13 protein-coding genes are annotated in these 14170 nt (G+C 71.8%); all 13 read left to right on the forward strand.

Annotated elements, in window-relative coordinates:
* Positions 1-288 precede the first annotated feature (288 nt).
* The 13 genes from cas3 (at position 289) to ACFU6K_RS12590 (ending at position 14125) form a co-directional block, all read left to right on the forward strand.
* Complete coding sequence (gene cas3 / locus ACFU6K_RS12530) at positions 289-3204, forward strand: CRISPR-associated helicase Cas3' (protein WP_380662533.1); 2916 nt, start codon at positions 289-291, stop codon at positions 3202-3204.
* Between the two features lie 234 nt (positions 3205-3438).
* Positions 3439-5160, forward strand: coding sequence for a type I-E CRISPR-associated protein Cse1/CasA (gene casA, locus ACFU6K_RS12535; RefSeq protein WP_380662534.1), 1722 nt, complete (start codon positions 3439-3441; stop codon positions 5158-5160).
* On the forward strand, positions 5150-5752 hold the full coding sequence (gene casB, locus ACFU6K_RS12540) for a type I-E CRISPR-associated protein Cse2/CasB (protein ID WP_380662535.1): 603 nt from the start codon (positions 5150-5152) through the stop codon (positions 5750-5752). Before casA ends, casB begins: the two co-directional genes overlap by 11 nt.
* Before the next feature lie 77 nt (positions 5753-5829).
* Entirely contained in the window at positions 5830-6972 is a 1143-nt protein-coding gene (gene cas7e, locus ACFU6K_RS12545; protein ID WP_380662536.1) for a type I-E CRISPR-associated protein Cas7/Cse4/CasC, read from the forward strand.
* Positions 6972-7844: a type I-E CRISPR-associated protein Cas5/CasD gene (gene cas5e / locus ACFU6K_RS12550; RefSeq protein WP_380662537.1), complete on the forward strand. Its 873-nt coding sequence runs from the start codon at positions 6972-6974 to the stop codon at positions 7842-7844. The genes cas7e and cas5e overlap by 1 nt, the downstream gene beginning before the upstream one ends.
* A 4-nt stretch (positions 7845-7848) precedes the next feature.
* A complete protein-coding gene (gene cas6e, locus ACFU6K_RS12555; RefSeq protein WP_380662538.1) occupies positions 7849-8622 on the forward strand; it encodes a type I-E CRISPR-associated protein Cas6/Cse3/CasE in 774 nt (257 codons plus the stop codon).
* 3 nt (positions 8623-8625) lie between these two features.
* Positions 8626-9648 (forward strand): type I-E CRISPR-associated endonuclease Cas1e, encoded by a 1023-nt coding sequence (gene cas1e / locus ACFU6K_RS12560; protein ID WP_380662539.1) that lies wholly within the window; start codon positions 8626-8628, stop codon positions 9646-9648.
* On the forward strand, positions 9645-9923 hold the full coding sequence (cas2e, locus tag ACFU6K_RS12565; protein WP_331744407.1) for a type I-E CRISPR-associated endoribonuclease Cas2e: 279 nt from the start codon (positions 9645-9647) through the stop codon (positions 9921-9923). Before cas1e ends, cas2e begins: the two co-directional genes overlap by 4 nt.
* Before the next feature lie 671 nt (positions 9924-10594).
* Entirely contained in the window at positions 10595-11221 is a 627-nt protein-coding gene (locus ACFU6K_RS12570) for an HAD family hydrolase (protein WP_380662540.1), read from the forward strand.
* A gap of 98 nt (positions 11222-11319) precedes the next feature.
* Entirely contained in the window at positions 11320-12498 is a 1179-nt protein-coding gene (locus tag ACFU6K_RS12575; RefSeq protein ID WP_380662541.1) for a helix-turn-helix domain-containing protein, read from the forward strand.
* Positions 12499-12956: 458 nt separating this feature from the next.
* Positions 12957-13148 (forward strand): hypothetical protein, encoded by a 192-nt coding sequence (locus ACFU6K_RS12580; protein WP_380662542.1) that lies wholly within the window; start codon positions 12957-12959, stop codon positions 13146-13148.
* A 561-nt stretch (positions 13149-13709) separates the two neighbouring features.
* Positions 13710-13898, forward strand: coding sequence for a hypothetical protein (locus tag ACFU6K_RS12585; RefSeq protein WP_380662543.1), 189 nt, complete (start codon positions 13710-13712; stop codon positions 13896-13898).
* Entirely contained in the window at positions 13862-14125 is a 264-nt protein-coding gene (locus tag ACFU6K_RS12590; protein ID WP_049649343.1) for a hypothetical protein, read from the forward strand. Before ACFU6K_RS12585 ends, ACFU6K_RS12590 begins: the two co-directional genes overlap by 37 nt.
* Positions 14126-14170 lie beyond the last annotated feature (45 nt).

The following is a 14170-nucleotide window of genomic DNA, read 5'->3' on the forward strand; positions in this document are numbered from 1 at the left end:
GGGCCGACCCGCGGCGTGGCTCAGTCGCACCGCCGCGTCAGGAGCAACCCCCGCGAGCGCGGGGCCGACCCGCGGCGTGGCTCAGTCGCACCGCCGCGTCAGGAGCAACCCCCGCGAGCGCGGGGCCGACACTTCCTGACCTGCGGTGATCTGCGTCAACTGGCGCCGGTTGATTCAGTTCGATTCGGTGGGCTTCCCATAGCAGACCTCATGCGCCGATCGTTGTCTCTTCGTGAATCCAAGGTGGATTGTCAGTGCCCCGACCTAGGCTCCGAAGCGTACTCGGACATGGAGGTCGAGGCGATGGTCGATGGCCGCTGGCAGTGGTACCCGCCTGAGGTAGAAGGCTGGTTGGGTGCCCTGTGGGGCAAGTCTGCCGGGCGAGCCGGAGGGACGGCCAACCTGCTGTTGTCGCACATGCTGGACACCGCTGCCGTGGCGGAGATCGTCTGGGACCGTTACCTGTCGCCTGTGACGCGGCGGCGTCTGGACGCTGTCGCGGGCGGACAGGGGAGAGGGCGACGGCTGTTCGCCTGGCTGTGCGGGATCCATGACTGCGGCAAGGCCACCCCGGTGTTCCAGTGCCTCGATCTCGCTGGCGAGGCCGCGGTCCGCCAGGCGGGCCTGACTTGGGACAAGTACGCGGTGAAGGGGGCGTCCTGGCGGCACGACAAAGCCGGTGCCCGTGTGTTGAGAGCACTGCTTACCGACGCGCAGTGGTCGATGGAGCAGGTCGGTTGGGTCTGGCCGCTGGTCGCCGGTCACCACGGTCTGGTCCCGACCTTGGGGCAGCTGAGCCCGCCGAAGAGGAGCGAGAAGCTGCAGGGAAACACCCGGCAATGGAAGCTCGCGCAGTCGGCGCTGGTGGAGGTCTTCTCCCGGGAGCTCGGCTACGAGGGCGAGGCACCGCTTGCCGCCGTCGAGCCTCTGGAGGTGCCGAGCCGAGCGATGCAACTCCAGCTGGCCGGCTTCGTGGTGATGGCGGACTGGATCGCCAGCGACGAGCGGCACTTCACGGGCGTGTCGGATCTGGCGAGGGTGACGATGCCGCAGGCGCGGCAACGGGCCGCGGCAGCGTGGGCGCGGCTCGGCCTGCGCGGTGGCTGGGGAACGCTCCCGGTGCCCGGTCCGGAGGCGTTCCGGGACCGTTTCGGCCACGGGCCCAGGCCTTCGCAGGAGTTGGTCCTCGACGTGGTGCGCCGGATGGGCGGGCCGGGGCTGGTGATCGTCGAGGCGCCGATGGGGGAGGGGAAGACGAAGGCGGCGCTGGCGGCGGCCGAGCTGATGGCCGCCCGTCATGGCGCGGACGGAGTGTTCCTGGGCATGCCGACCCAGGCGACTGCGGACCCGATGTCCACCCAGGTCCGGTCGTGGCTGCGCGAGGTCGGCGACGGCCTGGAGGACCAGGTCGCGCTGCTGCACGGCAAGCGTATGGTCAACAAGCAATGGCGCGCCCTCCTGGAGGGCACCGGTGAGTGGGGGCAGGAAGCCGACTCCTACTACTCGTCCGTGGGGGAAGACGAGTTCGGGATGTCGACCGACTGCTTCGACGGATGCCCCGATGGGGAGCGCAGGGTCCCCGCCGAGTGGTTCCTGGGCCGTCGCCGAGGTCTGCTGAGCCCGTTCGCGGTCGGCACCATCGACCAGCTCCTGTACGCCGCGACCCGCACCAAGCACGTGATGCTGCGTACGGCCGGCCTGATGGGCAAGGTCGTGATCCTCGACGAGGTCCATGCCGCCGACGTCTACATGTCGCAGTTTCTGCTGGAGGGCTTGTGGTGGCTCGGGCAGGCCGGCGTGCCGGTGGTGCTGCTCTCGGCGACCCTTCCGCCCGAGCAGCGGCGCGACCTGGCCGCCGCCTACCTGGCCGGCACGCGGTCCGCGGAGGCCCCGGCGGTGCCGGAGCTTCCCGAGCCGCAGGGCTATCCGAGCGTGACGGCGGTCTGGCCGGGGCAGGACGGGCAGCCGGAGGTCCTCGTCGAGAGCACCGAGTCGTGGCGCCACGATCTCCAGGTACGGGTCGAAGTGCTCCACGAGCAGCCGGCGGAGACGGATGCCCGGGCCGCGGGCGACGCCGCCGGGCCGGCGGACGCCGCCGTGACCGACTACCTGCGGGAGCGGCTGACCGACGGCGGATGCGTGCTGATCATCCGCAACACCGTGGCCCGCGCCCAGGCCACGTTCGACGCCCTCCACAAGGAGTACGGCGCCGACGTGCGGCTCCTGCACGCCCGTCTGCACGCCGGCCACCGGGCCGACCGCACCCAGGAGGTGCTGGAGCTCCTCGGCCCGCCGAGAGAAGGATCCGAGCGCCCCGGCAGGCTGATCGTCGTCGCCACCCAACTCGCGGAGCAGTCCTTCGACGTCGACGCCGACCTGCTGATCACCGACCTCGCGCCCATGGACCTGCTTCTCCAGCGCATCGGACGCCTCCACCGCCACGACGGCGTCAAACGCCCCCACACGCTGTCACGGCCCACCGTCGTCGTCACCGGCATCGGCCTCGACGACGACAAGGCGCCGTACATCCTGCGGGCCTCCGAGGGGATCTACGGCCGCTACCTCCTGCTGCGCACGGCCGCCGAGGTCGAGCGGGCGGCGACGTCCGGCGAAGGCATGTGGAGCATCCCTGGCCAGGTGCCGGACCTGGTCGCCCGGGTCTACGGCACGGACCCGGTCGTCCCGGCGGCATGGGCCGAGTCTGAGGCGCAGGCCCGGCAGGAGTGGGAGGAACGGCAGACCAAGCGTCGAGCGAAGGCTGCCGGGTACGTGCTGACCCGTGCCGGTGAGCACGGGGCTCAGACGCTAGCGGGTTTGCACTACGGAGCCCTCGGCAAGCTGGCCGAGGGGCAGTTCGAGGCGCTCGTCCGGGATGGCGACCCGAGCGCGGAGGTCGTCCTGGTGCGCCGCCTCGGGGAGGACGACTTCCGGGCAGTGACGGGCCGCAGCCTCGGCCCGAACGGCGAAGTCGCGGCCGAGACGGTGGACGACGTGCTCTCCGGCACGGTACGCCTTCCCGCCAGGCTGACCGAAGCGGCCGAGCAGGCGCTCGGTCCGCTGCCGGGCTGGCGGGACCATCCCTGGCTGCGCCACAGCCTGGCCCTGGAGCTCGACGGACAGGGCGAAGCGGTCATTGGTGACTTCCGGCTGCGCTACGACGACCTGCTCGGCCTCGTGGTGAGCGGAGGAAGACCGTACCGGTAGCGGGGCGTGTGGGCAGGAGAGACAGAGTGCCGCTCCGCCCACACGACTCCAACCCCGCGAGCGCGGGGCCTACTTGCAGCCGGGACCGGCTCGCAGACAGAGCCAGGGGCCATCCCCGCGCACAGAGTCCTGCGGGGCCGAGGGGCAATTCAAGCATTCGCCCCACAGCAGACCTTCACCGATGCCACGATGAGTCAGCGGCGAGCTAGACAAAGCCAGTTGGGAGATCAGCGCGTGCCTGGGTACAACCTTGTCGACGAACCGTGGCTGATGGTGCGCCCCGTCGGCGGCGGGCCTCCCGTGAAGCTGGGTGTCGCCGAGGTCCTGGCCCGGGCCCACGAACTGGAGGGCCTTGTCGTCGAGTTCTCCACCCAGCTGCCGGCCGTCCTGCGTCAGGTCCTGCTGCCCGTCGTCGCCCACGCCACCGGCGCACCCGCGACCCTCCGGAGCAAGGGCGACCGGCTCGCGCAGAAGGACGGGTTCACACAGGACGAACTGGACAGACTCCAGGCCCACTTCGACAAGTACCGCGCGAAGTTCGACCTCTTCGACCCGGTCTCCCCCTTCGCGCAGGTCGCCGGGCTACGGACCGCCAAGGACGAGACGAAGGGCTCCGCCGCCCTGGTGGCGACCGCGGCGAGTGGCAACAACGTCCCGCTGTTCGCCAACCGCAGCGACGCGGACCCGCTCGACCTGACGCCGGCCCAGGCCGCCCACTGGCTCCTGTACGCCCACTGCTGGGACACCGCCGCCATCAAGACCGGCGTCGTCGGTGACGACCAGGTCAAGGCGGGCAAGACCACGGGGAATCCGACCGGCCCGCTCGGCCAGCTCGGCGTGATCGTCCCCACCGGGCGCAACCTGTACGAGACCCTCCTGCTGAACCTCCCGGTCACCCCGCCCGAGGTCCTCGGCGTCCCGCAGTGGATGCGCGGCCCGCACAGACCCGTCTGGGAGCCCCGTAAAGCCGAGGGCCTCCTCGACCTGTGGACGTGGCAGGCGAGGCGGATCCGCCTCATCCCGCACCAGGACGAGACCGGTCGGCAGAGGGTTGCGAGGGTGGTCGTCAGTGCCGGTGACCGGCTGACGCCGATGTCCGAGCGGGAGCCGCACACCGCCTGGACGTTCACCGCGCCCGCCAAGAAGTCCGCCTCCGCCCTGCCCGAACGCAGGCCGCGCCGCCACACCCAGGGCAAGGCCGCCTGGCGTGGCCTGGACGCCCTCCTCGCACCCACCCGCCAGAGCTCCGACGGCGCCTTCGAGACCAGCGTCCTGCTCGACGAGGTCAGCGCCCTGCGGGAGGACGGCCGGCTCCCCGCCGACTACCCGCTGCAGGTCGAGACCTTCGGCATGGTCTATGGCACCCAGTCCGCCATCGTCGAGGACGTCATCCACGACGCCATCCCCCTGCCCCTGCTCGCCCTCCACCAGGACAGCGAGGCCCACCAGCTCCTCCTGGACGTGGCCGAGCAGGCGGAGCGGCTCGCGAAGGCCGTCAACAACCTCTCCGCCGACCTGCGCCGGGCCGCCGGCGCCGACCCCATCCCCTGGGACAAGGGCCAGCGCCCCGGCGACCTCCTCCTGCACACCCTCGACCCCCTGGTGCGCCGCCTGCTCGCCGGCGTCCGCGACGCCGGGGCCGACGACGAGGTCCTGGAGCGGGGCAGGCTGGCCTGGGAGGAAGTGGCCCACCGCCTGGCACGGGACGCGGCGAACGAGCTGCTGCTGGCCGCTCCCGCCGCCACCTTCGCGGGCCGCAGCGTCACCCCGGCCGGCAAGTCGGGCAAGCCACTGACCTACAACCTCGGCACCGCCGGTGCGAACTTCAGGCGCCGGCTCGACGAGATCCTTCCCCGTCACGCCGACGCCGTCCGGGAAGCGGCCGCCGCCCGCGCTGCCGAGGCCGGACCCGCCCTCGAACCCGATCCCGTCCCTGGAGCGGACCTTGACGACTGAGCACACCACCGCCGCCAAGCAGCGCCGGTACTGGGACGAGCACACCGCCCCCGACCACACCTGGCGACTCGACCCCGGCACCAAGCAGCCGCGCCGACCCCCCGGCGAGGACCTCGCGGCCATGCGCTCCGGCCTCGGCCGCCCCGTCATGGACAGCCCCAAGATGTGGCCGCTCTACAGCTGCGAGGTCAACGACACCCTCGCCCTGCGCGACGAGGTCTCCGACGAGCAGAAGGCCGAGCACGCCGCCCTCGCCCTCTACGGCCTCCACCAGCAGAGCCAGTCCAGGCCGATGCACCGCCGCGGCGTCAAGCTCGGCGAGGCCCTGCGGGCGCTGCGCCGCAGCGGCAAGTTCAGCGAGGAGGCGCTCGACACCCGCGTCGCCCAACTCGCCGGCGCCACCAGCGTCTCCGCGCTGCTGGTCCACCTGCGCGGCCTGGTCACCCAGCTGCGCACCGTCGGACAGCCACTGGACTACAACCACCTGATGGCCGACATCCAGGCCTGGCACCACACCGACCGGCGCCCGCAGGTCCGCCTCAAGTGGGCCGTCGGCTACCAGGCCTGGAAGGACAAGACGCCCGCCGACTGATCGTCCGCCGACCGACCGCCAGCCACTCACCCGTCCGCCGACCTACGCCCGGACCACCACCCTTCGAGGAGCAGCGCATGACCGACCGCCTCTACATCGACGTGCATATCCTGCAGACCGTCCCGCCGGCGAACCTCAACCGGGACGACAACGGCAACCCGAAGGAGGCCTACTTCGGCGGCAAGCGCCGCTCCCGCGTCTCCTCCCAGGCCTGGAAGCGCGCGACCCGCATCCACTTCACCGAGAGCCGCGACCCGCAGGACCTCGCCACCCGCACCAAGCGGATCGCCGCCCGGCTCGCCGAGGGCATCGCCGAGCGCAGCGGCCTCGTGGCCGAGGACGCGCAACGGATCGCGGACGCGCTGATCAAGTCGACCGGGATCTCCGCAGGGAAGAAAGAGGGCGACACCGCCTACCTGCTCTTCTACGGGCGCCGCCAGCTGGACGCCATCGTCTCCCTGGTCGCCGACACCGCCACCGATTTGGCCGCGCTCGACGCCAAGGCCCTCGACGAGGCGGTCAAGGCCCTGCCGGTCAAGGAGCAGCTACAGACGGGTCACCCGGCCGACGTCGCGCTCTTCGGCCGGATGGTCGCCGACATCCCCGGCCTGAACGTGGACGCCGCGACGCAGGTCGCGCACGCGATCTCGACCCACGCCGCCGAGCTCGAGTTCGACTACTACACGGCGGTCGACGACGAGAACACGGAGAACGAGACCGGTGCCGGGATGATCGGCACCATCGGCTTCAACTCGGCCACGCTCTACCGCTATGCGACCGTCGGCCTGCACCAGCTGCGGGAGAACCTCGGCGACGACAAGGCCACCGTCGACGCCGTCGACCTGTTCATCGACTCCTTCGCCCGCTCCATGCCGACCGGTTACGGCAACTCCTTCGCCCACCGCACCCGCCCCAGCCTGGTCGCCGTCGTCGTGCGCGCCGACCAGCCGGTGAACCTCGTCTCCGCGTACGAGAACCCGGTCCCGGCGAGCCGGGGCATCGTCGCGGAGTCCGCGCGCCGCCTCGCCGTGGAGTTCGCCACCGCCACCGAGCAGTGGGGCGACACCCCGCTGTACGTCGGCATCTGCCACACCCTCGGCACCGCCGACGGCGACGAGACCGGGCAGCAGCTGGCGGAGGCCTTCGGCGTGAACCGCACCTTCCCCGAGCTGCGCGAGGGCCTGCGCACCGCCCTCATCGAGCGGGTGAACGACAACTGATGCCCGCCGACCCCACCCCCACTACGGTCCCGAAGGACGAGGCGCAGGCGGTCCTCGTGCTGCGCCTCGCCGGGCCGCTCCAGTCCTGGGGCGACCGCAGCGCGTTCAACCGCCGCGACAGCCGACCCCAGCCGACCAAGTCCGGTGTCGTCGGCCTGCTCGCGGCCGCCGCCGGCCGCCCGCGCGAAGCGGACATCACCGACCTGGTCGGCCTGCGCCTGGGCGTGCGCATCGACCAGCCCGGCACCCTGCTGCGCGACTACCACACCGTCAGCGACTACCGGGGCCGGCCGCTGCCGCAGGCCGGGGTGAACGCCAAGGGCGTGCAGAAGCCGACCTCCCCGGCCAAGGACACCCACGTCACCCACCGCTACTACCTCCAGGACGCGGTGTTCGTCGCTGCCGTCCAGGGCCCGGCCGCCCTCGTCGAGACGCTCGCCGAAGCGATCCGCCGCCCCGCCTTCCCGCTCGCCCTCGGCCGGCGCTCCTGCGTGCCCACCCAGCCGCTCGCCCTTGGTGCCGTGCGCGCCGGCACCCTGGAGGACGTCCTCGCCGACGAGCCCTGGCAGGCGGGCGGCGCGGCCAAGAGTGCCTACCAACGGCGGGCCGCGCGGAGCCCGGAGCCGTTCTCGCCGCACCGGATCGACCTGGCTGCGACCTTCGACGACCCGTCGGGCGACGACACCCTCCAGGACGTCCCGCGCTCCTTCGACCCCCGCCAACGCGGCTTCTCCACCCGACGGATCCGCCACGCCTGGCTCACCGTCCCCACGGGCCTCGACCCGACGGCCACGACCGCGCAACCGTCCGCCGCCGCCTCGGCCGCAGCTGCGACCACCGGCCACGACCCGTTCGCCCTGCTGGGCTGGTGACCCGATGACCTACCTCTCCCGCGTCCGCATCAACCCCCTGCGTGCCGCCAGTCGCACCCTGCTCGCCAACCCCCGCGCCCTGCACGGCGCCGTCACCGCCGGCGTCCCCGACATCGCGACCGGCGACCGGATCCTGTGGCGCCTGGACGCCGACCACCCGCGCCGCCCGATGCTGCTCGCCCTCACCCCGTCCAAGCCGGACTGGACCCACATCGTCGAACAGGCCGGATGGCCGGACGCCGACGGCGAGCACTACGCGATCCGCGACTACAGCCCGCTGCTCGGCCAGCTCGCCGTCGGCCGCGAGTTCGCCTTCCGCCTCAAGGCCAGCCCCGTCCAGAACACCTCCAAGCCCGAGAAGCTCAGCGCGCACCGCACCAAGACCGCCGCCGAACTCCACCACCGCTCCTACCGCTTGGCCCACCGCACCGCCGCCCAGCAGCTCGCCTGGTTCCTGGACCGCACCGAGCGCTGGGGCTTCACCATCCCCGAGGCCCGCACCGACGGCCCGGCACCGGGCCTCGAACCGTCGGACTCCGACACCCCCGCCGACGCGCGGCCCGCCCGGGAAGTGCGGATCACCGACCGCAGCCGCAGCAGCTTCACCAAACCCGGCACCCGCACCGCGGTCACGCTCACCACCGCCACCTTCGAAGGCCGCCTGCGCATCAGCGACCCCGGCCTCCTGCAGACGGCGCTCCTCGGCGGCATCGGCCCGTCCAAGGCCTACGGCTGCGGTCTGCTCACCCTCGCGCCGCTGCCCGCCGGAGCCCGCTGACCGATGGCCGACATCTGGTGGAAAGCCCACCCCCACGACCTGCACCGCCTCGCCGACCGGGTCTCCAGCGTCTACGTCGAGCGCAGCCACATCGACCGCGACGAGAACGCCGTCGTCGTCATCAACAAGCGCGAGACCGTCCGCGTCCCGGCGGCGATGGTCGCCGTGATGCTCCTCGGCCCGGGCACCCGCATCACCCACGGCGCCGTCAACCTCCTCGCCGACTCCGGCACCACCGTGTGCTGGGTCGGCGAGCAGGGCGTGCGCATGTACGCCGCCGGCCTCGGCCCCAGCCGCGGCGCGGCCCTCCTCAACCGGCAGGCCTGGCTGGTGAGTCGGACGAAGGAACGCCTGGCCGTCGCACGGACCATGTACCGGATGCGGTTCCCCGGCGAGGACGTCAGCACCGCCACCATGCAGCAACTGCGCGGCCGCGAGGGCGCCCGCATCCGCAAGCTCTACCAGGCCGAAGCCCGCCGAACCGGCGTCCCCTGGAACGGGCGGGTCTACAAGGCCGGCGACGCGTACGCCGCGGGCGACGACCTCAACCGCCTCCTGTCGGCGGCCAACGCCGCGCTCTACGGGATCTGCCACGCGGTCATCACCGGCCTGGGCGCCAGCCCCGGGCTCGGCTTCGTCCACACCGGACTGGCCACCTCGTTCGTCCTCGACATCGCCGACCTCTACAAGGCCGAGTACACGATCCCCCTCGCCTTCGACCTCGCCCAGCAGGGCCACACCGAGGAGCGCGACGCCCGCCTCGGCCTGCGCGACCGCATCGCCCAGGACAAGCTGCTGGGCCGCATCGTGAACGACGTCAAGGCGCTCCTCAGCCCGGAGGGCACCGAGATGCCCGACGTCGAGGTCAACGAACTCTGGGACGAACGCGTCGGTACAGTCCAGGGCGGCGTCAACTGGTCGGGCACCGAAGGCCCGTCGGTGCCCGCCGCCTCCGACCCGGGCATGGGCGACGACCACCTGGCCATCATCGGCCCGGAGTTCGCCCAGGACACGAGCAGCCCATGACCGTCATCATCCTCATCGCCGCCCCCGAAGGCCTCCGCGGCCACCTCACCCGCTGGATGGTCGAAGTCAACGCCGGAGTCTTCGTCGGCACCCCCAGCCGCCGCATCCGCGACCGCCTCTGGGACCTCCTCGCCACCCGCATCGGCGACGGCCAAGCCGTCCTCGTAGAGCCCGCCACCAACGAACAAGGCTGGACCGTCCGCACGGCGGGCAAGGACCGCTGGAAGCCCGTCGACTTCGACGGACTGATCCTCTCGGCCCGCTCCCGCCGATAGACCCGCAGGTCAAGAAGTGTCGGCCCCGCTCAGCGGGGATGGCTCCAGTCGCGACGGCTTCCCCGTGGGCAGGATGTAGTCGGCCCCGCACGCGCGGGGATGGCTCCATGAAGCCCATCGGGCTCGATGGCGAGCGCGGGTCGGCCCCGCACACGCGGGGATGGCTCCACGGAGGAGTGCCGCTCGTACGCGACGGTGCGGTCGGCCCCGCACACGCGGGGATGGCTCCGCCACGGGGATGCCGTGCTGCCAGACGTCGACGTCGGCCCCGCACGCGCGGGGATAGCTCCAAGCTTTCCATGCATCAGAGTTCGGTCCATCGGTCGGCCCCGTACGTGCGGGGATGGCTCCCGCACTGCCGGCGCCCGAGAGCGGCCTGTCCTGTCGGCCCCGCACGCGCGGGGATGGCTCCGTGTTCACCATCGAGCGGATGTTGCCAGGCGAGTCGGCCCCGCACATGCGGGGATGGCTCCCACTGCGCCACCTCTCAGCTCTCCTTCGGAAAGGCCGTGAGGTGGCGGTTTGTCGAACTGTCACTAGCCCTCGCCATGCACCTCGGCCGCATGGCGATCGTCGCGCAGGACCTGCCCGCCTCGACGCGAGCGCGGGTCCCCGGCGCGATCGGGCCGCACTGCACGACGGCGGCGAGGGCGGGTCGATAGGCTGCGGACATGCGTTCCGTGGTGTTCGACATCGGCGAGACCCTGACCAGCGACACCAGGTACTGGGGTGACTGGGCCCGATGGCTCGGCGTCCCCACTCACACGATGTCCGCGCTGGTCGGTTCCGTGCTGGCCGAGGGCCGCGATAACGCCGACGCGATCCGGATCATCAGGCCGGGCGTGGATGTGGCAGCCGAGTGGCGGGACCGGCAGGCGGCCGGACAGGGGGACTACCTCGACGAGTCCGACCTGTACGCGGACGTCCGTCCGGCGCTGGCCCGACTGCGCGAGGCTGGGCTGTGGGTGGGCATCGCGGGTAACCAGAACTCGGTGCTGTCGGATCTGCTGCGCGGCCTTGACCTGCCGGCGGATGCCATCGCCACCTCTGCCGAGTGGGGCGTTTCCAAGCCCTCGCCGGAGTTCTTCGAGCGGGTGATCGAGTGGGCGCCTGGTGAGCCTGACGGGATCGTGTACGTCGGTGACCACCCGGCGAACGACATCATTCCGGCCCGGGCGGCCGGCCTTCGGGCCGCGCACCTTCGCCGCGGTCCGATCGGGCTCACGACCAGTGCGCCCGCCGCGGACTGGACGGTCAACTCGCTGACGGAGCTGGCCGACGCGCTGATCGGCCAGTAGCAGAACCGCCCGGGCGGTGTGCCCGCCGAGGCGATCCAGCCCGGCACCGGAGGGGTGCCGGTACCGTTCCGAGTGCGACCACGGAACGGAGTCACTCTGTGCCCGAAACCACCACCCTGGGCCTACGGCTCGAAACAGCGCGGCACGCGGCAAAATTGACACGCCGTCAACTCGAAGCACTGTCCGGCGTCTCGTACAGCACCATCCGCAAGGTCGAGCGCGCCGAACGGTGGCCAGGCGACGGCATTCTGGAGGCACTGGCCCACGTACTCGGCCGCACTCCGGAGGACCTCCTGGACGGCCCCGGCCGTACCGACAGCAGAGTGCACGCGGCCGTCCCTGCACTGCAGTGCGTGATCGCCGCGTACGACCTGCCAGAGGACGGCCCGGTCCGCCCCCTGGCGGAGCTGGCGGCGGCCGTCGACCGAACCGTCGAGGACCGGGTGCAGTCGCAGTACGCGCGGCTCGCTGAGGACGCGCCGGGCCTGCTGGCGGAACTGTTCCGTGCGGTCGATCAGGCACTCGCCGCCGACCGCGCCCAGGCCGCCCGTTGCCTCGCGCTGGCCATTCGGTCAGCGGGCGCGGTGGCCTACAAGTACGGGTACCGTGATCTGTCGGCCAGACTGGTTGAACTGATGCGGTGGGCTGCTGCGCTCGCCGCTGATCCTGCCCTTGAAGCCGCAGCTGCCTACGTTCGCATGGAAACTTTCTTCGCTGCGAACCAGCTTGACCCCGGCCTGCGGTCGCTCAGGGCGGCTATCGATCGGGTGTCACCGCTCAGCACGGAGCCGCTCAGGGCTGCCGCAGCGGCTCTGCACATGCGGGCTGCGGTGGTGGCCGGTCGCATGCGGCGGTCCGACGATGCCCGGGAGCACCTGCGGGATGCCGAGGCGCTGGCCTCCCGGGTGAGGGAGCGGTTGTACGACGGCACCGCCGTGGGCCCGGACAGTCTGGAGGTCCACCGCCTGGCGGTGGCGGTGGAGTTGGGTGAGCCGGGTGATCTGCGGGAGGCAGTGGATGCCGCGGCGCGGTGGGCGCCGCCGCGGGACCTGCCTGCCGAGCGCCGCTCTCACTACTACATCGACCTCGGAAGGGCGCAGGTACAGCTGGGCCGACCGCAGCACGCTGCCGATAGCCTCCTGGTGGCCCGGCAGATTGCGCCGCAGCACGTCCGCGAGCACGGGCAGGTACGGACCGAGCTGGCGACGATGGTCCGGCTGACTCGCGGACGCGATGCCCGGGTGATGGCGCTGGCCCGGTGGGCGCGGGCCGTGTAGCGAGCCGGGGTGCCACAGGTTGTGGCACTTCTGGGGGTAGTGGCCGGGGATCGTGGTCTGTGTGACAGGGACACCGAACGAGATCGCTGTGGCCCCGGCCACGATCAGCCCTGCACGTCTCCATGGCGAGGCGTGCGTACGGTGCGGCTCCCCTGAGCCGCCGCTGATCGCGGCCGGTCACGTCTACACCCCGACCAGTGCTACCTCGGCTCCGCTCGGCTGGGCCGTAGTTGCGCACCTGAGTTGCACGGAGGACCAGTGACCTTCCACCTGCCCACCGTTCAGCCCGCAGCCGCTCGTCGTCCGCCCCGCGCGGCGCCCCCGGGCGACGCGGACGCGACCTGGGTCCGGATGCGGCGAGACGAGCACCGGTCCGTCGTTGGCGGCTGCCCCCGCTGCGACGTGCCGTGGCCGTGCCCCGCCGCCGCGGACGCGCGGGAGCGCATGATGGAGGACCAGTGACGGACCAGACACAGAGCCAGGTCGACACCCAAGCACCGGCCGACCCTGGCGAACGGGTGTGCGGTCACTGCCGCACCTGCGGCCGGTACGGCCTCGGCACCTACGACGGGCAACTCGGTGCGAGCCTCTACGACTGGATCACCGACCACGTCGGGTGCCCGAACCGCGGCATGGAGGCGAAGTGGTGACCGGCGACGCGGATGCGTCCTCCGCCTGGATCACCGCAGAACTGGACCAGGCTCGGGCCGTACGGAGGGACGGGCGGCGGATCCTGTACTCGGGGGGCAACGTTCCCATCCACGCCGGTCAGGAGCTCTGGCTCCGAGCGGTTGCCGCAGCCATGGTGATCAACGAGGGTAACGAGTGAGCGCCGTCGGTGGGATGCCTGCCGGGGCACAGGATGAGTGGGGGTTGTGCACTGGCTGCTGGGCATGGGTCAGGGGCCCGGTCCTGAGGGATATCACGGCATACACCTCCGAGGTGGCCCACTGTCAGCCGGACGCCTCCCCTGATCCGAGTACAGGAGGTCTGCCGTCACTGCCCGCAGGGCTGGCCGGCGGACCTCCTCCGGGGCGACCTGCTCGGTGAACGTCAAGGCTGCGACCGTGTGGCGATGCTCGCCGAGGTGGTGTCACATGCGCGTGCAGTCCGTGCCGTACCGGGCCCGGCGCTCTGGTGTCGGCAGCCGCCCCGGGGCGATCCGTGCCGCGTGCGGGACGCCTTCATCCGGGGTGCCCACAGAGTGCGTCATGAGTGAAGCTCTGCCCGACCACCCCGAGGTGCAGAACCCGGCCCACGACACCCCGCAGCCCGGTAACCTGCCGAACAGCGACCAGCCCGCGGCCGCCATGACCTGCCCGATGTGCGGGTCGGGCGCCACCTACCAGACCATGGACGGCTGGTGGGGCTGCACCCAGTGCGGCTCGACCTGGGCCTGAGCGAGCAGGAGGGCGGCAGCATGCCGATCTGCGCCGAGTGCTGCACAGCGGATGCAGTCATCGAGGACCTGGACGTGGACCCCCCTCGGCCGTGGTGCCTGGGGTGCGCCACCGCCCTGGTCGCCGCAGGTGACCCGGTGATCAACTACCGGGCCCTGACGGCCTCGGCAGCCGACTACTCGCGTACCCTGACCGCCCGCAGCACCGCAACGTTGCCGTTCGGGTAGCTGCCGACCGACCACACGACGAACGCGCCCCCGCCCGGCCGAAGC

It is taken from the genome of Kitasatospora sp. NPDC057512, from assembly GCF_042802135.1.
In the GTDB taxonomy this organism is placed as follows: Bacteria; Actinomycetota; Actinomycetes; order Streptomycetales; family Streptomycetaceae; genus Kitasatospora.